Source organism: Chryseobacterium sp. MHB01, from assembly GCF_034651565.1.
In the GTDB taxonomy this organism is placed as follows: domain Bacteria; phylum Bacteroidota; class Bacteroidia; order Flavobacteriales; family Weeksellaceae; genus Chryseobacterium; species Chryseobacterium nepalense.
On sequence record NZ_JAYEDA010000010.1, the window covers coordinates 147812 to 168287 of the forward strand.

General features: G+C 36.6%; 19 protein-coding genes. 14 read left to right on the forward strand and 5 right to left on the reverse strand.

Annotated features, from left to right (window positions below; translation table 11 throughout):
* Window positions 1-64: 64 nt before the first annotated feature.
* The 12 genes from U9K52_RS16290 (at window position 65) to U9K52_RS16345 (ending at window position 15728) form a co-directional block, all read left to right on the forward strand.
* On the forward strand, window positions 65-805 hold the full coding sequence (locus U9K52_RS16290) for a hypothetical protein (RefSeq protein WP_248391183.1): 741 nt from the start codon (window positions 65-67) through the stop codon (window positions 803-805).
* 7 nt (window positions 806-812) lie between these two features.
* A complete protein-coding gene (locus tag U9K52_RS16295) occupies window positions 813-1421 on the forward strand; it encodes a hypothetical protein (RefSeq protein ID WP_322927369.1) in 609 nt (202 codons plus the stop codon).
* Between the two features lie 50 nt (window positions 1422-1471).
* Window positions 1472-2200, forward strand: a complete 729-nt coding sequence (locus tag U9K52_RS16300; protein WP_322927370.1) for a sensor histidine kinase — start codon at window positions 1472-1474, stop codon at window positions 2198-2200.
* Window positions 2169-2846, forward strand: a complete 678-nt coding sequence (locus tag U9K52_RS16305) for a response regulator transcription factor (RefSeq protein ID WP_322927371.1) — start codon at window positions 2169-2171, stop codon at window positions 2844-2846. Before U9K52_RS16300 ends, U9K52_RS16305 begins: the two co-directional genes overlap by 32 nt.
* A 135-nt stretch (window positions 2847-2981) precedes the next feature.
* Complete coding sequence (locus tag U9K52_RS16310; RefSeq protein WP_322927373.1) at window positions 2982-4322, forward strand: DUF2235 domain-containing protein; 1341 nt, start codon at window positions 2982-2984, stop codon at window positions 4320-4322.
* Window positions 4323-4506: 184 nt separating this feature from the next.
* Window positions 4507-6435, forward strand: a complete 1929-nt coding sequence (locus U9K52_RS16315; protein WP_248391188.1) for an ABC-F family ATP-binding cassette domain-containing protein — start codon at window positions 4507-4509, stop codon at window positions 6433-6435.
* 156 nt (window positions 6436-6591) lie between these two features.
* A complete protein-coding gene (locus tag U9K52_RS16320) occupies window positions 6592-6948 on the forward strand; it encodes a hypothetical protein (RefSeq protein ID WP_263601444.1) in 357 nt (118 codons plus the stop codon).
* Window positions 6949-7172: 224 nt separating this feature from the next.
* Complete coding sequence (locus U9K52_RS16325) at window positions 7173-9557, forward strand: TonB-dependent receptor (RefSeq protein WP_322927374.1); 2385 nt, start codon at window positions 7173-7175, stop codon at window positions 9555-9557.
* A gap of 48 nt (window positions 9558-9605) precedes the next feature.
* Window positions 9606-10193: a hypothetical protein gene (locus U9K52_RS16330; RefSeq protein WP_263601442.1), complete on the forward strand. Its 588-nt coding sequence runs from the start codon at window positions 9606-9608 to the stop codon at window positions 10191-10193.
* Between the two features lie 254 nt (window positions 10194-10447).
* Window positions 10448-11782, forward strand: a complete 1335-nt coding sequence (locus tag U9K52_RS16335) for a trigger factor (protein ID WP_248391196.1) — start codon at window positions 10448-10450, stop codon at window positions 11780-11782.
* Between the two features lie 111 nt (window positions 11783-11893).
* The gene (locus tag U9K52_RS16340) at window positions 11894-12577 is read left to right on the forward strand and encodes a hypothetical protein (protein WP_263601441.1); all 684 of its coding nucleotides are present in this window, start codon (window positions 11894-11896) and stop codon (window positions 12575-12577) included.
* A gap of 289 nt (window positions 12578-12866) precedes the next feature.
* Entirely contained in the window at window positions 12867-15728 is a 2862-nt protein-coding gene (locus tag U9K52_RS16345) for an insulinase family protein (protein WP_322927375.1), read from the forward strand.
* Between the two features lie 163 nt (window positions 15729-15891).
* Here the strand turns inward: U9K52_RS16345 and U9K52_RS16350 are convergent, their stop codons facing one another.
* The gene (locus tag U9K52_RS16350) at window positions 15892-16476 is read right to left on the reverse strand and encodes a DUF3109 family protein (RefSeq protein ID WP_248391202.1); all 585 of its coding nucleotides are present in this window, start codon (window positions 16474-16476) and stop codon (window positions 15892-15894) included.
* A gap of 5 nt (window positions 16477-16481) precedes the next feature.
* The gene (locus U9K52_RS16355; protein ID WP_263601439.1) at window positions 16482-17387 is read right to left on the reverse strand and encodes a DUF6427 family protein; all 906 of its coding nucleotides are present in this window, start codon (window positions 17385-17387) and stop codon (window positions 16482-16484) included.
* Between the two features lie 42 nt (window positions 17388-17429).
* On the opposite strand from U9K52_RS16355, the gene U9K52_RS16360 reads away from it, so the two are divergent.
* Window positions 17430-17663, forward strand: a complete 234-nt coding sequence (locus U9K52_RS16360) for a DUF6341 family protein (protein ID WP_248391206.1) — start codon at window positions 17430-17432, stop codon at window positions 17661-17663.
* Window positions 17664-17741: 78 nt separating this feature from the next.
* Here U9K52_RS16360 and U9K52_RS16365 read toward each other — a convergent pair whose 3' ends face one another.
* The 3 genes from U9K52_RS16365 to U9K52_RS16375 all read right to left on the reverse strand — a co-directional run bounded on the left by U9K52_RS16365 (window position 17742) and on the right by U9K52_RS16375 (window position 19773).
* On the reverse strand, window positions 17742-18179 hold the full coding sequence (locus U9K52_RS16365) for a universal stress protein (protein WP_248391208.1): 438 nt from the start codon (window positions 18177-18179) through the stop codon (window positions 17742-17744).
* A gap of 60 nt (window positions 18180-18239) precedes the next feature.
* On the reverse strand, window positions 18240-18845 hold the full coding sequence (locus U9K52_RS16370) for a fumarylacetoacetate hydrolase family protein (RefSeq protein ID WP_248391210.1): 606 nt from the start codon (window positions 18843-18845) through the stop codon (window positions 18240-18242).
* Window positions 18846-19374: 529 nt separating this feature from the next.
* Entirely contained in the window at window positions 19375-19773 is a 399-nt protein-coding gene (locus tag U9K52_RS16375) for a DUF2007 domain-containing protein (RefSeq protein ID WP_263601437.1), read from the reverse strand.
* Window positions 19774-20012: 239 nt separating this feature from the next.
* On the opposite strand from U9K52_RS16375, the gene U9K52_RS16380 reads away from it, so the two are divergent.
* Window positions 20013-20471 carry a hypothetical protein gene (locus U9K52_RS16380; protein WP_263601436.1) on the forward strand — a complete coding sequence of 153 codons (459 nt, stop codon included), beginning with the start codon at window positions 20013-20015 and terminating at the stop codon, window positions 20469-20471.
* The last annotated feature ends 5 nt before the right edge of the window (window positions 20472-20476 follow it).

Genomic DNA, 20476 nt, shown 5'->3' on the forward strand with positions numbered 1-20476 from the left:
TGTGATATACTTGCACAGATAATTTAGTTTCTATAATTTTATGGCACTTTAAAAACCGTGAAATATGAATATATTCAACAGAGATCAATTTGATGTAGCCGTTGCAGAATGGACAAACTGCTGCGCAGATTATCAGAAAATCCAAAGCCTTATTCCACCCAATTATGTGTTTACTTTTGATTCGGAGCAGGTAACCTGGCTGAAGAACTATAATGATTACAACGAATTTTGCGCGGAAATAGGGGTTTTCAATGGCCAGCTGGTAGCTATTTTATGCCCTATGGATGCAAATGGGCAGAAGCTTATTGTAGACGCATTCCCTTATAGTATCCTGAGTGAACTTGACGGAGATCTGAGATTGGTAGAAACTGAGCAGTACAAGGTTATTAAAAATGCCGTCCTGTCAAAGGACCTGCAGAGAATTGATTATGATTCTGATACCTATTTCCCGATTTCCAACAAGCCTATGCTGGAGCAGGATGTGGCTCTTGAAGCAATAGAATCATGGAGAAATGACTCAATGACGTGGTTTTACAGAGAATGTTCTGAGTTTAAAGGAAGCAGGATTTTCAGAAAGTTCTATGTGCCGTCAGAAGATCTTATTGCTTCCAAGCCGGGACTTTATAAAATCGTATGCTCATTCGGACTGAAATTCTCACAAGTGTATCAGAGAGTACTGCCAACCCTTATTTTTATTTCATTTTATCAGGATCTGCAAAATTCGGGAAGTATAGACAGTACTGCTAATACATACGACTGGTCTCAGCCTTGTCCGCCTCTGTGCCCTTTTAATTATAATAACTAAACTTACTGTGGATACCTACAAAGTAATACTTTATCTTAATAATAGTTTACTTTTCATTTGTGCTGTTATAGGACTTGTCCGGTACAAATTTTTTAAAAATACAGAAAAATGGTATGCTTACTATATCATTTTTCTTTTTTTGATAGAAGCTGTTGTTAAACTCTGCCTTTATGTTTTTAACCTGAGAGACGTTAATTTTGTCTTTCCTTTCTATGTTGCGGGAGAGCTGTTGCTATTGGGGATTTTATATATAAGAAAGCTTAATATGTCGGTCTACTGGTATATTCCCGTAGTTCTTCTTGCGGCTTTATTCTTTACAGATTCTCAAATGCTCACCTCAGACGTAAAAAAAGTGATCTCCAATATAGTTGTCATCTGCTTTGCAGGTTATGCTTTACTTACTGAAATTAAGAGCAGTAAAATTAATGGCAGGTTTATGATTGCAGATAGTTTCATCTTCCTCTATTATGCATTGTCTGTTTTTTTATTTTTCCTTTTAAGACAGCTTTCAGATCTCGGAAAAGAAGAAGCCAATATGATCTGGAGTATTAATAACATACTCAGCAGTTTTTTATATATATCAATAATTTATACCTTTTTAAGATTAAAGAAATAACGCTCAATATTACCTTTTTTATTACGTTAATTGTCGTCCTGGTAATTATCATGTCCTTTATTTTGCTTGCATACAGAAGCTTTATTAAAAGAATAATTGAAGAAAAAAACGTACAGCATGAAGCTGAAGTTCTGCATCAGAAAAACCTTGTCCTCGAAAATATAAAAGCCCAGGAATCTGAAAGAAAAAGAATTGCGGTAATGATTCATGATGATATCGGAAACAGGCTTAATATTTTATCATTATGGCTTAATAATCTTGATACGAAAGGAGATGAGCTTATCAGGAAAAACATCACTACCCAGATGTCCTCGCTTATAGATTCTGCGCGAAGCATCTCACATTCATTATATCCGGTAAACCTGGAAACTGTAGGACTGGTTTTATATATCGAAGAATTGATTGCCAATTTATCAGGAAGAATAAATATTTCCCTGAATGTAAGCCCGAAATTTCAGAAAAAAGATATTTTCATAGAAGTTCAGCTTTACAGAATCATTCAGGAATTTACCACCAATGTTCTCAAACATTCGGAAGCATCAAGAGTCTGGATCTATATCAAAGATAATCAGAACAATCTTGCAGTAGTAATTTCTGATAACGGCGAAAGTTTTGAATATGAAGATGTTAAAAAAGGAATGGGGATTAAAAATATAGAATCCAGAATAAAATCCATGAACGCGGTTCACAAATGGAAAAACGTGTTAGGTAAAGGAAGCCGGCTAATTATTAAAATTCCGTACACCAATGAATTCTCAAATCAAAGTAGCATTAATTGACGACGAACAGCTCATCCTGGAAGGGGTGAAAATGCTGCTCTCTTCCGAACAGAATATTTCCGTAGGATTTACTTCCAACAACGGACCGGATTTTCTCGATTTGCTGGAAAAAACTTCAGAAGAAGACTTTCCGGATATCGCTTTGGTAGATGTTCAGATGCAGCCCATGAACGGCTTTGAGCTCGTAGAAATTCTTAAAGAAAAATATCCCGGCTTAAAGATCATTATCCTCTCCTCCCACTATAAAACAACAATTCTGGGATACATGGTAAAACTGGGAGTTTCTGCTTTTTTACCTAAAAATTCAAACCGGGAAGCTTTTATAGAAGCCATTACCATGGTATATAGAAATGGAATCTTTTTTACACCGGAAGATCATCAGATGATCTTTTCCTACATGAACAGTCCTACCAAAAAAAGAACACTTTTTGAAATGGATGATGAATTATCCGACCGTGAAAAAGATGTGGTGAAACTCATCTGTCAGGAATGTACAAATAATGAGATTGCCGAAAAACTATTCATCAGCCCGAGAACCGTAGAAAGCCACAGACAGAGAATTGTAGAAAAAATAGGCGCAAAAAACACCGTTGGAATTGTTATTTATGCCATTATTAATAATATTCACCCTTTAGAAAGAATATGATTCCGTAGAAATACGGAATTTTTTATTTGGTATTTTATACTCTATAATGCCGGTTTATTTCATCGTTACTTTGATGAATTCACTTTGCCAAAGTTGAAAATCTTTGCCAAAGTTTAAATAAAACTACAAAGTGACATGAAAAGCAACATCATCTCCGTTGGAATTTTTTTTGACGGAACCGGAAACAACGGGATTAATGCAACCTCTCCCGAAAAACCTCCGAAAAACAATGAAAGCTATTACGGAAATAGGACCAATATTTATAAATTATTTCAACTCTTTAACGGGGAGGAGAAAATTTACATAGAAGGCATCGGAACAGTTACGCAGAAGGAAGACAGTGATTTTGCCATGGCAATCTGTAAAAATCCTGCAGGACAGAACGGCTATTCGTCTGATGACAAGCTGCAGAAAGCATTCGCTTATTTCAGAAATATAATCTCTGATCGTAATCATCATTATGAATTGTATGTTTACGGATTTAGCAGAGGAGCCATGCTCGCCAGAAATTTCTGCCACGAGCTGCTGAAAGCCGATACTGAATTCGTAGAAAATATCAGTGTGAAATTTCTAGGCATTTTCGATACGGTAGAATCTGCACCCTTTAATGATTATAATGTCATGGTGCATCCCGCCGTGCAACGTGCGTTTCAAATCTGCGCCGTCAATGAATGTCGTTTTTTCTTTCCTTTAACTGGTTTTTTTGAAGATTCCGGGTTAATGGAAGATAAAATATGCGAAAATACAATCTGGAAAGAAATATTTGTTCCCGGTGCTCATGCAGATATCGGAGGAGGATATCTGGAAGGTCCCCAGTCTGTTTACATATCTCCGAATTTTTTACTTGAAGGGGAATTGAACAGCTATATTCAGAATATCAGAACAACGGCAGCTGACGCTGAAGGAAATAAAATATGGGATCATATTCTCGGAGATTATAAAGTAGATCCGGGAGAAGTTTTTTGCCAGGCTTACATTTCAAGGGATCTTGTTTTTAATGAGCTTTCTAAAGTATACGGTAAACTTATGCTGAAAGAATCGAATGCTGAAAAAAAGGTTTTTAATACTGAATTTGATGATTCCGATTTTTTAATTAACCCCGAAAAGCATCCTTACCTGATCCGGCTTTCAGAAGAACTGGAGAGCTACACAGAAAAACTTTCGCCGGAATTGAAACCCGTTTACAATTATAGAACACTTGCAGACTATACTCATATTTCAGCCAATTTCGGATTATATCATCCTGCAATTCCAAGAAATTCATCAAAAGAAGACCTTACGGAATTCATTAACAACGGTTTGAATGTACCGGGGAATTCAGATGATCAGTTTACCGCAAACCCGTCAAAACTCCAGGTAGAAATACATCATATCGAAGATTCTGTTGTGGATTACGCATACGGTACCAATATTCCTAATAATGACAATTGGAACCGGACTATATTGATTAAGGAAAATTTATACAATAAATGTTAGTACTTTTTCAGTTTTAAATTTAGGTGTGGAGCTGTCCTGGTAAGGCAGCTCTTTTTTATTCCTGCCCTTAAGAAGTCTTTTTAAGATTCAGATTCATAAGAAGTTATTTTTCTTACCCCAGTTCTTTTATTTTCCGTATTTTTGCACCCGGAAATTTATTATTCACTATTAATCATTATTTAGCATGCTTTCGGTTCAAGGTTTAGGATTACATCATTCGGGAACATATTTGTTTCAAAACGTCAATTTCACGATTAAAAAGGATGATAAAATCGGTTTGGTTGGTAAAAATGGAGCGGGAAAATCCACTTTATTGAAGATGCTTTCAGGCGAAATCAATTTCTATGAAGGAAATGTAGTGCCTGAAGGAAATGTCACAATCGGTTTTCTGAAGCAGGATCTTGATTTTGTGAAAGGAAGAACCGTTTGGGCAGAAACCATGCAGGCTTTTGAGCAGATCAATGCCTGGAAGAATGAACTTGAAGAAGTGAATCATCAGATGGCTACAAGAACCGACTACGAAAGCGATTCTTACACCGATCTGATCAATAAAATGACCGAACTGAATGATCTTCTGATGAACCATGATGCCTATAATTTGGAAGGTGACATGGAGAAAGTATTGTTCGGGCTTGGTTTTAAAGCAGATGATTTTCAGAAAATTACCGATGAATTTTCCGGAGGATGGAGAATGAGAATCGAGCTGGCAAAACTGCTTCTGCAAAAGAATGACATTATGCTTCTCGATGAGCCTACCAACCACCTTGATATGGAATCCATCATGTGGCTGGAAAACTTCTTAAAAGATTATCCGGGAGCCATCGTTCTGGTAAGTCACGATAAACAGTTTATGACCGCAGTCTGCAACCGTACTTTTGATATCAACAATAAAAAGGTTGATGATTATAAAGCCAATTATTCCAAATACTTGGTAATGCGTGAAGACCGCCGTGAAAAATTGATTCAGGCTAAAAAGAATCAGGATGCAGAGATCAAGCAGATGGAAGACAATATTAATAAGTTCCGTGCAAGTGCTACGAAGGCATCTTTCGCACAGTCGCTTATCAAAAAATTAGACAAAATCGAGCGAATCGAAGTGGATAATGAAGACGTCTCTAAATTCAACATTCGCTTCGTACAATCCGTAGTTCCCGGAAAAGTAATTTTTGAAGCTCAAAAACTCGGAAAAGCTTATGGTGAGAAGCAGATTTTTGATGATGTGGATTTTATTGTTCAGAGAGGAGACAGAATTGCACTTCTTGGACAGAACGGACAGGGAAAAACAACGCTGGCAAAAATTCTTGCCGGAGATATCAAAGATTATTCAGGAACGTGGAATCTCGGGCATAATGTAAATATTGGTTATTTCGCCCAGAATCAGGAGGAAGTTTTAACCCCGAATAAAACCGTTCAGGAAGAAGCGGAAGACGCTGCCACAGAAGAAACCAGACCAAGAGTCCGCGATTTATTAGGATCTTTCCTTTTCCAGGGGGAAGCGGTGAATAAAAAAACGAAAGTACTTTCCGGAGGGGAAAGAAACCGTCTGGCTCTTTGTAAATTATTGTTGCGTCCGTTCAATACACTGATCATGGACGAACCTACGAACCACCTTGATATTCAGTCTAAAGAAATTATTAAACTGGCGCTTCAGAAATTTGAAGGAACGTTAATTGTAATCTCTCACGACCGGGAATTCCTGCAGGGACTTTGTGATAAAATTTATGAATTCCGCGATGGTAAAATGAAAGAATTCTTAGGAGATATCAATGAATATCTTGAATTCAGACAAAAAGAATCGATCCGCGAAATTTCTGCAGAAAAAGCAAAACTTCACAACGAAGTTCCTAAAGTTGAGGAAAAAAAGCCTGAAGAAAAACCAGCTTCCAATAATCAATCAAATGTAATCGTAAGCAAAGAGCAGAAAAATATTCAGAATAAGCTGAAAAAAGTGGAAGATAAAATTACCGAGCTTGAAACTAAAGTTGAAGAATTTGAAGCTTCATTTACCAAAGAAAATCCTTCTGAAGAAACACTGGAACAATATAATAAAACAAAAGAAGATCTCGATCTTGCACTCCAGGAGTGGGAATATTTGGGTACGCAGCTGAACTGATTTCCAAGAGTTATATTAGATACACCTTATAGGTTTCAAAACCTATAAGGTTTTAATACAGTTTGTAACAAAATTTCAATTCACTCTACTTATCAATCAGAATATTTTAAGAAAACTTTAATCCTACTTTTTAATTTATTTTTATAATTTTGAAGCATGATTTTTAAAGAAAGCAGAAATCTCAGGAATTTTCTTTCCAAACTGTTGTTTGGGATTTACTTTCTTGCGCTGTTTTCTCAGAATTTTCACAGCCACAGCTCTGAAGATGTTTTTAAAAATTTCAACTTTAAAAAATCAGAAAATACCATTACCAAAAATATAGCGAAGGAAAAAGCAGCAGACTGTCTTGCCTGTCATTTCTTAGCCACCGGACATACTTTAGTTCCTGAAGAATTTAATTTCTTTTTTGAAAATTACACGCATGAAGTAAAGCAGATTATTGCGGTTCAGGAAAAAATATGGTCTCAGACTAAATTTACCTTTCAGCTTCGCGGTCCGCCCGCAATTTCATAATTCATAGATTCTTTCCGGATTTTTTTACCTTAAATTTTAGAATTTAAATATTTCTTAATGAAAATATAATCATTAAGAGATAGTTAGGTTATTAATAATATCAGGTTTAATACATTGATTAATAATCGGCTAACATGATTAATTAATCTCATTTAAAAAGATCCTATCAACAAATTTTTTACGAAAAAAGTACCTGAAAAAGTACGCAATCAATCTATTTAACAATGAAATTGATCTATAGTTTTATGCTTATCCTTTGCGGATTTGCATTAACGAACGCACAGCAGACTTACTCGGTAGAGGGAACTGTTCAGGATTTTCATGATAAAACCATGCTGGAAAATGCAGTAGTGAAAATCGGTGAATTTTCTGCCAAAACGGATAAAAACGGCAAATTTTCATTCAGTAAAATTCCTGCCGGGAAATATATACTCATTGCTAAACATCCTGATTGTAATGATTATACTGAAAATGTAGGAGTTACACAGGATTTGCATATAACGATTACTCTTGAACATCACGTTCAGGATATCGAAACGGTAACCATCCACGGAAGCCATAAAAGCAATGGATCCCTGGTCATTAAAACATTGGACAAGTCTGAAATTGAGAAAAATTCTTCGGATAATCTCGGAAATTTGCTCACAAAGATTTCAGGAGTAAGTGCTTTAAAAACAGGAAATAATATTTCAAAACCTATTATTCACGGACTTTACGGAAGCAGGATTTCCATTCTGAATAACGGCGTGAAACTTGCCGAGCAGGAATGGGGAGTAGAGCACGCCCCGAATGTTGATATTAATAATTTTCAGCATATTGACGTTATTAAAGGCGCCTCAGCATTAAAATACGGAAGTGATGCCATTGGCGGTGTTGTGATTATGGAGCCTGAAGTCTTTCCTAAAAAAGATACCATTAAAGGATCGGTAGGTCTTACAGGAATTTCGAACGGAAGAGGAATGGCCCTGGAAGCCGATGTTGCTAAAATCTGGAAAAACGGATGGGCGGTAAAAACCGGCGGTAGCATCAAAAAGCTGGGAGATCAGAATGCTCCTGATTATAATCTGATGAATACGGGAATGGATTTTTCTTCATTCAACTTTACCGTTCAGCATAATACGTATGAAAAAGGAATTTCATTCGATTATTATCTTACCAACCAGAATATAGGAATTTACAGAGGTTCCCACGTGGGAAACAACGAAGATTTCTATAACGCCACAGCATCAAAAATTCCTGTATATACGGGGAATTTCAGTTACGATATTGACAATCCGAGACAGGTAATTGAGCATCATATTGCAAAAGTTTCCGCGTTCAAAAGATTTGAAAATATCGGAAAGGTTTCTGCAACATACAGTTATCAGTACAATCACAGGCAGGAATACGATATCAGGAGAGGAGATCTCAAAGATATCCCTTCCCTGGATCTTGAACTGATGACCCACCAGTTTAATCTTAATGATTTGCTGGAAAGAGGAAAGTTCTCTCTGGAAACCGGAATTGATGCAAGTTTTCAGAATAATTATTCGGATCCTGCTACTAAAGCCAGACGTCTGATTCCGAATTATGATAAATATGCTGCCGGAGTATATTCTATTTTTAAATATAAAATTTCAGGCAATTTCAATGTGGAAGCGGGAGCACGTTACGATTTTACACGGTATGACGTCACAAAATGGTACGACAAAGCCGACTGGGAAAAATTGTATGCGGATATTTACCCGCAGTTTTATGTGAAAACGAATCAGAACAGGATTCTTACACGTCCCCAATTGAATTATAACAATGTTTCTTTCAATGCAGGACTGGAATATCACCCGAATTCAAGTATTAACCTGAAATTTAATTATGCTAAAGTAGGAAGGACCCCGAATATTGCAGAGCTATTTTCAGACGGCCTCCATCATTCGGCTTCGGTGATCGAAATCGGAAATATGGGTTTGAAGAATGAGCAGGGACATCAGTTTAATGTCATCGCTGATTCAAAGTTCAATGTCTTAAACGGACTTAATATTTCGGTAAATCCTTATTTTTTTATCACTAAAAATTTTATCAACCAGGTTCCTACGGGAGTGCAGAATACCATCAGGGGAGTATTTCCGGTATGGTCTTATCAGCAGATCGATGCCAAAATGTACGGGATAGATCTGGATGTAAATTTCAGGCTTACGGATGATCTTACATATGTGGGAAGAGGTAGCTATGTTTACGGACAGGACGAAACCCATCATGTTCCTTTGATTCTAATGATGCCTCCGAATTTTTCCAATGCTTTACAGTTCAGTAAAGAAAACTGGAATCATTTCTATTTTACTCTGGAAAATCATACATTCCTGAAACAAAACAGGTTTCCGGTGTATAACGCAACCATTCCTGTTTATACAAATGGGGAAGAGGTTGAAAAAACAGTGGATCTGAGTACACCGCCCAACGGATATTCTCTGTGGAATGTCCAGACCGGTGTCAATATCAGCAAAAATCTTTCTGCAGGGCTTATTGTAAATAATCTTTTCAATGTAACGTACAGGGATTACCTGAACAGGATGAGATTTTTCTCCGATGAGGCAGGAAGAAACTTTATTGTCAACTTTAGATACAGATTCTAAAGCGTTAAAAACAAATCAAACAAATCAACAACTTTAAAATTTAGAAAAATGAAATTATTCAATACTAAAAATATCATCAAATTATTAGCTGTTTTATTCATTGCCATTACGGTAGTTTCTTGTCAAAGAGACGGCTCTGCTGCGGAAGACGATTTGCCGCAGGAAGACCTTACCAATATTATATTGAATGTAAAAGATGTTGCGGCAGGAACTACTCAAACCTACAATTACAGCATGGGAGCAGGAGGTGCACAGGCTATTCAGCTTACCGACGGGAAAACATATGAGGTAAGCGCAGAATTTAAAAACGGAAATGAAGATGCAACTCAGGAAATTAAAGATGCAAAAGATGAACATTTCTTAATTTTTAATTTCCCGAATTCTGATATTACGTTAACACGTACAGATGACGCATCCTCAACAAGAGCAGACGGAAAGCGTGTTGGTTTAAAAACACAATGGGTGGTAACAAAAGCAGTTAAAAATCCTTCCGTAACAAGCCAGCTGATCTTTACGCTCTACCATGAGCCGGCAAGTGTGACAGAAGATGCTCAGGTAAGCGGAAACGGAGTGGTGTACGGAACTCAGACAGGAGGCGAGACCGATGCTCAGGCAAACTATACAATCACAAATTAAAAATCACTTTTTAATATCCTTAATCTTGTTATGAAAACCACCGGAAATTTTCCGGTGGTTTTTTTATTGATAAAATTCTAAGACTACAGATTAGATTGTCTAAATTTTAACTATTCATAGAACTTCCGTCGCCCATCTTCCAGTCTTCCGCCTCAGGAAATTTATATTTAACATTATTTAGCTTTTATGTTTGTTTTAAATGAGTGATTTTCATAAAATTTTCCTATTTTTGCAACCTAAAATTTTAATCAATAATGAAGGTTACCGCACAAAACCATGATGATGTAAGTGCATTGCTTACAGTGACATTGGAAAAATCTGACTATAAAGAAAGAGTTGAAAAGCAATTGATTAATTATGCTAAAAATGCGCAAGTTCCTGGTTTCAGAAAAGGAAAAGTGCCTTTAAGTATGGTTAGAAGACAATACGAAGCAGGTATTGCATTCGAAGAAATCAACAAACAGGTTTCTGATGCTTTAAACAACTACGTAAACGAAAACAAACTAAGATTAGTAGGTCAGCCTGTTCCTCAGCCTGTAAACGAATTTGATTACAATGCTGATCAGTTGGAAGTGGCTTTTGAAGTAGGTTTCGAGCCTGAATTTACCATAGACCTTTCTAAATATGAAGCGCCTCACTACAAAGTGGAAGCCTCTGAAAAAGAAATCAACAAGAGCATTGAAAACATGCAGAAGCGTTTCGCTGAGCAGGTTCCTCAGGATAAAATCACTAAAGATTCTTATATCGCTTTAGAAATTTCTCAGGTTGTGGAAGATGATGCGGAAGGTGAGCACCACCACCATCCAAAGAACGCTACCATTACTGCTGAAAATAAAGAAGCTTTCAAATTGGTAAAAGGTTTGAAAATGGACGGATCTGTGAAAGTTTCTAAAGAAACGCTTGCTGAAAACGAAGAATTGGCTAAAGAATTAGGATTCTCCAAAGAAGAAGCTGAACACTTACACCACAATGAAGTGGAAGTAAAAGTAAAAGATTTCTATTCATTAAACCTTGCGGAACTTAACCAGGATCTTTTCGATAAAGTATATGGTGAAGGAAACATCAAGTCTGAAGAAGAATTAAAAGAAAAAGTGAAAGCTGAACTGGATGAATATTTCCAGCAAAATGCAGACGTACACTTTGTAAATAAAGTATTGGAGCAGGTTTCTGAAAAAGAAGAAGTAAAACTTCCTGAAGAATTCCTCGTTAAATGGTTACTATTCTCTAATCAGAATATTCAGTCTGAAGAGCAGGCTAAGCAAATCCTGGAATCTGAGAAAAACCAGTTGAAATACCAGATCATCGAAGGTAAACTAATGTCGGAAAACGAAATCCAGTTAGATTACGCAGATGTATTGGCTCAGGCAGAGCAGTTGGTAAGAAACCAGTTGGCAATCTACGGAATCCACCATTTAGGAGACGAAGAAATCCAGAAATATGCTGTGGAAATGCTGAAAGATCAGGAGCAAGTAAGACAGATCTCTTCTGAAGTTGCCATGACAAAACTAAAAGATATCATTCTTGAAAAAGCAACTAAAAAAGAAACAGCCATCTCTCACGATGAGTTTTTAGAAGAGCTTAAAAAATAATTTATTGTATTATAAATATTTTAAAACCACCAATTTGGTGGTTTTTTTTTATGAAAATATCCTGAAAATTTATCAGTCAATATTCATATATTTACAATCTAAAATTTATATATGAAAAAGATCATCATTCCGTTTTTTTGTGCCGTGCTTTATGCTGCGCCTGTAGTTGCACAGACATCATCCGCTCCCGCTAAAACGGAGACCGTAAAATCGAAATTAACACCCAAAGAAGTTATCGATAATTATCTGAAAGCTTTAGGAGGAAAAGATAAACTCGAAGGTATTAAAACAACACTTATCGAAAACACCCTTACCGTTCAGGGAATGGATGTGATGATGACTACGAAGAAAATGGGAAACAAATTCAAGTCCGAACAATCTGTGATGGGCCAGAAAATGGTTCAGTTCTTTGATGGTGAAAAAGGATACTTTGAACAGGGAGGTCAGAAAATGGACATTCCGGCTGATAAAATCCCGGATTTAAAGAAAAGCAAAGTGATTGACGCATTGTCTTATGATCCTGCAACTTTCTCAACTGTTACCGTGGAAAAAATTGATGGAAAAGATTATAATGTATTGACTTCAAGTAAAGGGACGTTCTATTTTGATGCTTCTACAGGATTGCTTTACAAATCTTCTGCAGAAGAAGGAACAGCAGTTGTAAAAAGCTATATGACCGTAGACGGTATAAAATTCCCACAGGAAATTGAAGCGGAAGGAAATGGCCAGAAAGTGGTTATTAAAACTACAAAAGTTACCCTTAATTCCGGAGTTTCGGATGCAGATTTTAAATAGAATTGCTATTAAATAAAAATTAAGCCGGGTTTGTCCCGGTTTTTTTTATGCAATTTAAAATATAATTAAAAGTGTAGTCCTACTTTATATTTGAATCAATATTTTACTTAACAATAAAAGTTTAGTAATAATTAATTACTAAACATGATTACTTCTTCTCACTGTTTCTAAGGAAATCGTTTAAAATTAACGGTATTTAACGCTATTTAACTTTAAATAATATTTTTATTATTTCTTCGTTCTGTGAATAAATGATATTTTTGAACCATAAAAATTAATAATCAAACATATGAAGAAAATGCTATCATCATTTGCCGTGGTTTTTTTGATCTCTGCAAATGCATTCGCACAGAATATGCCTACAGATCCTTCTGTAAGAATCGGTACTCTTTCAAACGGAATGAAGTACTATATCAAAAAAAATACGTTACCCGAAAAGAAAGTGGATTTCAGATTGGCCATCAACGCAGGATCTATTCTTGAAGATGATAACCAGAGGGGACTCGCACACTTTATGGAACACATGAACTTCAACGGAACAAAAAATTTTCCTGACAATAAACTGGTAGATTTCCTGCAGTCGATTGGAGTGAAATTCGGACAGCACCTTAATGCCTATACAAGTTTCGATGAAACCGTTTATATGCTTCCTGTTCCTCTTGATAAGCCGGGAAACCTGGATGCAGGCCTGAAAGTAATGGAAGACTGGGCGTTCAATGCTACACTTTCCGATGAGCAAATCAATAAAGAAAGAGGCGTAGTACTGGAAGAACTGCGATTAGGTCTTGGTGCCGATAAAAGAATGGCTGACAAGTATCTTCCTAAATTGTTGTATAATTCTCAATATGCCAATCGTCTTCCGATAGGTAAAAAAGAAGTGCTGGAAAACTTTAAACCTGAAGTAATAAGACAGTTCCACAAAGATTGGTACAGACCGGATCTTATGGCTATTGTTGTTGTGGGAGACATTAATGTAGACGAGGTTGAAAAGAAAATCAAAGATAATTTCAGCAAATATAAAAATCCTGCGCAACCCAGAGAAAGAAAAATATTTGATTTGCCAAATCACAAAGAAACGTTAGTAGCTGTTGAAACGGATCCGGACGCAACAAGCTCAATGGTTCAGTTCATTATGAAGGATTCCGATGCATATCAGCCGGATGTTACTATTGAGCAGTACAACCAGAGTATCATCGAAAACCTTACTTCAACAATGCTGAATAACAGATTGAGAGAGCTTGTGAACTCTAATAATCCTCCTTTTACATACGGATCTGTTTACCACGGCGGAACGTATGCAAGAACGAAGGAAGGCTTCCAGGGATTTGCAATGGTAAAAGACGGCGGCCAGCTTAACGCTCTCAAAGTTCTTCTTGAGGAAACGGAAAGGGCAAAAAGATTCGGCTTTACACAAACGGAGCTGGACAGAGCAAAAGCGCAGATTTTATCTAATCTCGAAAGAGCATACAATAACCGTGATAAAACGGAAAGTGACATGCTGGTGGGTGAATATGTAAGTAACTTCCTGGAAAAAGAACCGATCCCCGGAATTGCATGGGAATATGAGGACACCAGAAAATTTTTACCTTCCGTAACCTTGGCTCAGACGAATGAAGTCATTAAAAAATTCGTGAAAGATGACAGCAGGGTAGTAGTGATCACAGGTCCTAAAAAAGAAAATGTGACTATGCCTTCACAGGCTATGGTTTTGGATATGTTCGAAAGTGTGAAAATGGCAGATCTTAAGCCTTATGAAGAAAAAGAAACGATTAAAAATCTGGTAAAGCCATTCAAAGCTGAAGGTAAAATTGCCAAAACGGAAACCGATGCAAAACTGGGAACAACAACCTGGACCTTAAGCAACGGTGCAAAAGTAACATTCAAAAAAACTGATTTTAAAGATGATGAAATTGTTTTCTCAGCAAGAAGTATGGGGGGAAGTTCATTAATTAACGACGCAGATTATAACAAAACACAGTTTGCTTTTCCTGCACTGTCAGAAGCCGGGGTAAACGGTTTTTCAAAATCTGATCTTACCAATTATTTAGCCGGAAAACAGGTGAGTGTAAATCCTATGGTAAGTTCTTTGTTTGAAGGGATTTCAGGACGTACCACGCAAAAAGATCTAAGTACGGCTATGGAACTCATGTATGCTTATTTCACAGGGCTGAATTATAATCCTGACGCTTTCAATGCTTATAAGACAAAACAATCTGCCATGTTGGACAATTTATTGTCGAACCCACAGTTTTATTTCTCTAATGAGCATGCAAAATTCATGAACCAGAAAAATCCGAGGTTTATAGGCATTGTTCCTTTAGAAAAAGAATGGGCGAATACGGATTATAAAAAGGCGTATGATATCTATAAAGAAAAATTCGGTAATGCAGGAAACTTCCATTTTTATTTCGTAGGAAATATTGATGAAGCAAAATTTAAAAATGAAGTACTGCAGTATATTGCAAGTCTTCCTTCAACAGGAAAATCTACCAACTTCAAAGATACAGGTTACAGACAAATGACCGGCGATTTTACCAAAATATATAAAAAAGGAAAAGATCCTAAAAGTATGGTAACCATTTCTTATGCCGGGGAAACGCCTTATAATGAAAAAGAAGCATTAGCTCTGGAAGCATTGGGAGAGGTGGCAACCATTAAAGTAATTGAAAAACTTCGTGAAGATGAAAGTGGAATCTATGGTGGTGGAGCAAGAGGCGGAATGGTAAAAGTTCCTTATGGAAATTACTATTTCAGCATCAGTTTCCCTTGTGGTCCTGAAAATGCTGAAAAACTTACCAAAAGTGCATTGACAGAACTTCAGAAGCTTATTGATAAAGGTCCCGAACAGAAAGATCTTGACAAATATAAAGAAGGAGAATACAACGATCATAAAACCAGCATGAAAGATAATATGTACTGGATGAATGCGCTTACCAAAAATCAGATGAGCGGAAGCGACAAATACGAAATCCTGAACTATGAAGAGAAAGTGAAAGCTTTAACCGCAAAAGATCTTCAGGAGGTAGGCAAAAAGTATCTTACAAAAGGAAAAGTTGTGGCTACATTAATGCCGGAAGATGGCTGGGAAAATACTAAAAAGGATGAAGCAAAACCTGAAACGGCGGTAATCAAAACCGGAGCAGCGCAGTAATTTTTCGATATAATATTTAAACAAAGCCCGTCCGAAACTTGTTCCGGACGGGCTTTTTATATTGTTCCATTAATTACTAAAGATCAAGGTTTTTCCATTATTTGAACATACACATAATCCTCAAACTCTCAAGCCCTCAAACGCATATACTCTCAAACATCTATCACGAGCCGTACTCTTTCTTCCATTCCTCCGCCGCTCCGCTCAGTACCTCATAAAATTCTTCGCCATATTTTCTGATTAAAGGTGTTTTCAGAAATTTATACACCGGGACCTGAAGCTCTCTTCCTAATGTACATGCATCGCTGCAGACACTCCATTCATGATAATTTAAAGCGGTAAAAGAAGAATATTCGGTAATACGAATTGGGTAGAGATGGCATGAAATCGGCTTTTGCCAGTCTACGGCGCCGTCTTCATATGCTTTTTCGATACCGCATTTGGTAATACCTTTTTCATCAAAAGTCACATAAGCACATTCGCGACCTTCCACCATTGGGGTCACATACATTCCGTCCATAGGATCAGTGGTCCATGTTCCCTGTTCTTCCAGAGCTTTAATGCCTTCTGCAGTAAGATAAGGCTTTATTTTATCAAAAATAGCATCTAAAATTTCCAGTTCATCCTTATCCAGAGGAGCTCCAACATCCCCTTCCACACAACAGGCACCCTTACATTTGGTAAGGTTGCAGACAAACTCTTCGGAAAAAATTTCCTCGGAGATCAATTTATCGTCAATCTGAATCATAATCTTTAAAATAAATCAAAATAAGTTCCGGCTTTAAAACCGATTAAACTAAAAATAATCAGCCAAAGGCTCACTTCCTGCATCCAGTATTTCGGGAGAAATCTTAACATCCTGCTGAGAATAATGGTGGAGGGAAAGGCGAGCAGCAGCAGATATTCATACGTTGTATTCATGTACAATATAATGGTGATTAGTTGGGCAAACGAAAAAACCAGTAAAAAAGTATATTTGTACCTGCTGACAGGGCTTTTCTTGTTGTAATTCCTGAAATGATCATATACCGCGTAAATGAGCATCAATACAATGGGGATTAATGGCAGTAATTGTTCATAATCCGTAACCAGCTTCATTTTTCCGAAAGGAAAATAATCCGTATTCCAGGAATTGTAATCAAGGAAAAACATTACCGAAAAATAACTCAGAACAATCAGGAGAATTCCTAAGAGGAACCTGAAAATATTCAGACTGATTCTTTCAGAAGTAGCAATCACATGGATGATTACAAAAACAGCCATAGGCCATGTAGTGGGAAGAAAAATAAAATTCAGCGCTACAATAGAGCCTACGAGAACATATGATTTTTTTCTGATGTCCTCATTCGTACTGGTAAGCAGCAACAGCAGAAAAGAATTCGTAAGCAGTGCAACGGCCAGACCGATGTCCAGTTTCCCGGGATATAAACCAAAAATAAAAAATGTATACAAAAATAATGGCAGATGCGTCTGGTAATTCAGCGCAATACTGTGAAAACAAAAATATCCCAGTGCAATCCCCAGAAAAGTAATTCCGGCAACAATGGCTTCATAAGTGTTGAAATTCAGGAAATTAAAAGTTATTACTATTAAAAGAAGGAAACCAATATAAACCGGGATTGAAAAAATATTGCTTTCTTTTGAAAGTAATTTAAACATTTTTTATAAATTTGTACAAAGTTAATTTAAAAAAGGAAAATAATGACGTCTTTCTTTCTATTCTTAAGCAAAGTTTTCAAATGGTCGTTTGGTTTTTTTGACACATTCGGAAACGTATTAAACTGGGTTTTATTTATTGTTTGCTGCGCATTGTTTACCTACTGGTGCTATGTTTTGGTAAAAACCCTTGGTAACAATAAAGACAAAGACTACTATTCTCCAACGGAAGGTAAGTTCCCTTACTATGATCCGAACATCTATAAAAAAGAAGGTTAATTAATTGGTTATATAGTAAAAAGCCGATCAAATTCTGTTTGGTCGGCTTTTTTATTACTAACGATTAAAATGTATTCTTTATTCGTGAACAGGCAGTACCAGTACGGGAATGTTTGAATCCTTGGTGATCCCTTTGGTTAAACTTCCTACAAAAACATCGTAAATTCCGCTTCTTCCGTGGGAACCCATTACGATAAAGTCCGCTTTTTTATCCACGGCATGTTCCAGGATGATATCTTTGGCAATACCCTGTTTCAGGATGTGTTCACACTCTACATTATGAGCCAGAATCCTTTGCTGGATTTTATTTAGCTGCACCAGTTCCTCTCTGATCTCGTTTTCCTCAACTTCCGGGAAATACTGGAATCCCATATCACCGATAGCAAAACCAATATCCGACGGTGCTACGTGGATCAGAAAAATTCTTCCGTTGATTTGCTTTGCAAATTTTACCGCACCTTCTACAAGCTGCTCTGTTTTGTCCCCAAAATCTACGGGCAATACAATATTTACCATAACCTTTAATTTTGTCTACTAAAGTTAAGAAAAATATGGCAGAAAACAGCGTTAAATTATCTACAATATTCTGATATCAATCACTTTTTTATCCTCAAGATAGGCTTCCAGAATATCATTTTCATCAACTTTTCCCACGCCTTTCGGAGTACCCGTGAAAATAAGGTCGCCCACTCTTAAAGTAAAATACTGTGATACGAAAGTGACAATATCATCAATCGTAAACATCATGTCTTTCGTATTTCCGTCCTGAACTTTCTCGTTGTTCTTTAACAATGAAAAATTCAAAGATTCAAGATTAAAATCCTCTTTCTTAAAGAAATTTCCAACCACTGCAGAGCCGTCAAACCCTTTGGCAAGCTCCCACGGAAGACCTTTTGACTTTAGCTCGCTTTGCAGATCCCTCGCTGTAAAATCAATTCCTAAACCGATTTCCTCATAATGTTTATGAGCCGTTTCTTTTTGGATGTATTTTCCTCCTTTTGAAATTTTCACCACTACTTCCAGTTCATAATGAACATCATTTGAAAATTCCGGAATATAAAAATCATTTCCTTTCAGAACAGCCGTATCAGGTTTCATGAAAATGACCGGCCTTTCCGGGATTTCATTTCCCAGTTCTTTTGCATGTTCGCTGTAATTTCTTCCTATACAGATTATTTTCATAACTTTTTATTTTGTCATTGCGAGAAGCTCATGCGAAGAAGCAATTTCATCTCACATTATTTAATTAGTTTTATTTTTCAATGATAGTAAATTTCCTTCCTCCATCTTCCAGCTTCCTCTCTTTTTTTAAGAGCTTTTTCCCGCTTTCCACTGTATCTTTTTGGCTACGGGCTCCGCTTTGCTCCGCCCGCAGCCAAAAAGGATGCCGTTGCAATCGGGGCTAGGAGAGTGAATCGTCAATTTCTGCGAATCAATAACGAATTTTATCATTCACAGTATTCACTTGCGAAGAAAATTCATAATTTACTATTTAAAAACCAACCCGTCAAAAATTCTTCGAATTTTCGCTACCCGCCAGAGGAGGGGAATGGTAAATCTTATTTTGATGTAATTTTTTAAAGTAACAAACCAAAGTCCCCGCTGATTTGCTGAGTGAAATCGAAGATTCGACATAGTCAAACGCCTTTGCGAACGAAAGATATCCACAATAAATTAAAAAAATCTTTGCAGCTTTGCGTTGAAATTCTTATCAATGCATAAACTCATTTCCACAATAATAACACACAAACTTATGGCTCGTTAAAATCGAAATTCCAAAAAAGCTTGTAGCGCTGTCATCTCTGTAAATATGGTTAGATCCGCATTTCGGACAAACAAAATCAAATTCAGGATCTGAAATCGTATGCTCTACTTCCAGGGAAAACTGTTCATTTTCCTTATAATTTTCCAAAGCCTTGTGCGCTTTCTCAAGATTTTCTTCAAAAACCTGCAGCTGAATTCCGCCAACAGCCTGCGACAAAAGCCAGTCCGACTGGATCAGCTGTTCGTTCGCAATAAAGCTGTTGATACCGCTTTCCGCCAGGATCTGCTTATCCCTGTTAGCCTGAAGTGCCGTTTCGTAGAATTTGAATTTAACAAGTTCGCTCATTTTTATTATTTAATTCCTCTATTGTATTGATAAATATGCTTTTAATTCTACGGCATCATATGTAAAAAATTCTTCCTATTTTTTTTGCTAAAATAATAAATATCACACCATGCTGTAAAAAAAATATTACAAAACTATATCGTGTATTCTACAATTTTATTTGCATATTTGTCCACACAAATATTGCTAAGATAAAGGAAATAATCCTTTAATCAATTTTTTAAACACAAATGATCAACATGAGAAAAAGTATTTCTACTGCTGTATTCTTCCTTTTCTTTGGAAGCAGCTTGTACGCACAAAGCGTAATTTTTGAATATGATGAAGCAGGCAACCAGATATTCCGGGGAATATGTAACGGCTGCAAAAATTCTAATTCAGATTTATTTTCTAAAACATGGCCACAGGCATCTCAGCCCAAAACTATTGCTCAAAAAGTCGCGAATAGTGTACGTGCAACTCCTGTCCCTGTAAAAACAGATTTAACTGTATTATGGGATAAGGAGGTGAATGACTATATCACAAAAATAGAACTTCTGCCTTACAATAGCTTTAAGATTCTGAGTTTTATAGATGTAAGAACACTTACTAATACCTCTTATATTTTCCGCATGGAAAGTTATCCTTATGGGGTTTATTACCTAAAGTTTTATCTCTCAGACGGTAGTGTTTATACCAGAACAGTAACAAAAAATTAGAAGCA

Excerpts from the sequence above, each read along its gene's own strand:
- U9K52_RS16290 (WP_248391183.1), top strand. The coding sequence starts at position 65 with ATGAATATATTCAACAGAGATCAATTTGATGTAGCCGTTGCAGAATGG.
- U9K52_RS16300 (WP_322927370.1), top strand. The coding sequence starts at position 1,472 with ATGTCCTTTATTTTGCTTGCATACAGAAGCTTTATTAAAAGAATAATT.
- U9K52_RS16305 (WP_322927371.1), top strand. The coding sequence starts at position 2,169 with ATGAATTCTCAAATCAAAGTAGCATTAATTGACGACGAACAGCTCATC.
- U9K52_RS16310 (WP_322927373.1), top strand. The coding sequence starts at position 2,982 with ATGAAAAGCAACATCATCTCCGTTGGAATTTTTTTTGACGGAACCGGA.
- U9K52_RS16315 (WP_248391188.1), top strand. The coding sequence starts at position 4,507 with ATGCTTTCGGTTCAAGGTTTAGGATTACATCATTCGGGAACATATTTG.
- U9K52_RS16320 (WP_263601444.1), top strand. The coding sequence starts at position 6,592 with ATGATTTTTAAAGAAAGCAGAAATCTCAGGAATTTTCTTTCCAAACTG.
- U9K52_RS16325 (WP_322927374.1), top strand. The coding sequence starts at position 7,173 with ATGAAATTGATCTATAGTTTTATGCTTATCCTTTGCGGATTTGCATTA.
- U9K52_RS16330 (WP_263601442.1), top strand. The coding sequence starts at position 9,606 with ATGAAATTATTCAATACTAAAAATATCATCAAATTATTAGCTGTTTTA.
- U9K52_RS16335 (WP_248391196.1), top strand. The coding sequence starts at position 10,448 with ATGAAGGTTACCGCACAAAACCATGATGATGTAAGTGCATTGCTTACA.
- U9K52_RS16340 (WP_263601441.1), top strand. The coding sequence starts at position 11,894 with ATGAAAAAGATCATCATTCCGTTTTTTTGTGCCGTGCTTTATGCTGCG.
- U9K52_RS16345 (WP_322927375.1), top strand. The coding sequence starts at position 12,867 with ATGAAGAAAATGCTATCATCATTTGCCGTGGTTTTTTTGATCTCTGCA.
- U9K52_RS16350 (WP_248391202.1), bottom strand. The coding sequence starts at position 16,476 with ATGATTCAGATTGACGATAAATTGATCTCCGAGGAAATTTTTTCCGAA.
- U9K52_RS16355 (WP_263601439.1), bottom strand. The coding sequence starts at position 17,387 with ATGTTTAAATTACTTTCAAAAGAAAGCAATATTTTTTCAATCCCGGTT.
- U9K52_RS16360 (WP_248391206.1), top strand. The coding sequence starts at position 17,430 with ATGACGTCTTTCTTTCTATTCTTAAGCAAAGTTTTCAAATGGTCGTTT.
- U9K52_RS16365 (WP_248391208.1), bottom strand. The coding sequence starts at position 18,179 with ATGGTAAATATTGTATTGCCCGTAGATTTTGGGGACAAAACAGAGCAG.
- U9K52_RS16370 (WP_248391210.1), bottom strand. The coding sequence starts at position 18,845 with ATGAAAATAATCTGTATAGGAAGAAATTACAGCGAACATGCAAAAGAA.
- U9K52_RS16375 (WP_263601437.1), bottom strand. The coding sequence starts at position 19,773 with ATGAGCGAACTTGTTAAATTCAAATTCTACGAAACGGCACTTCAGGCT.
- U9K52_RS16380 (WP_263601436.1), top strand. The coding sequence starts at position 20,013 with ATGAGAAAAAGTATTTCTACTGCTGTATTCTTCCTTTTCTTTGGAAGC.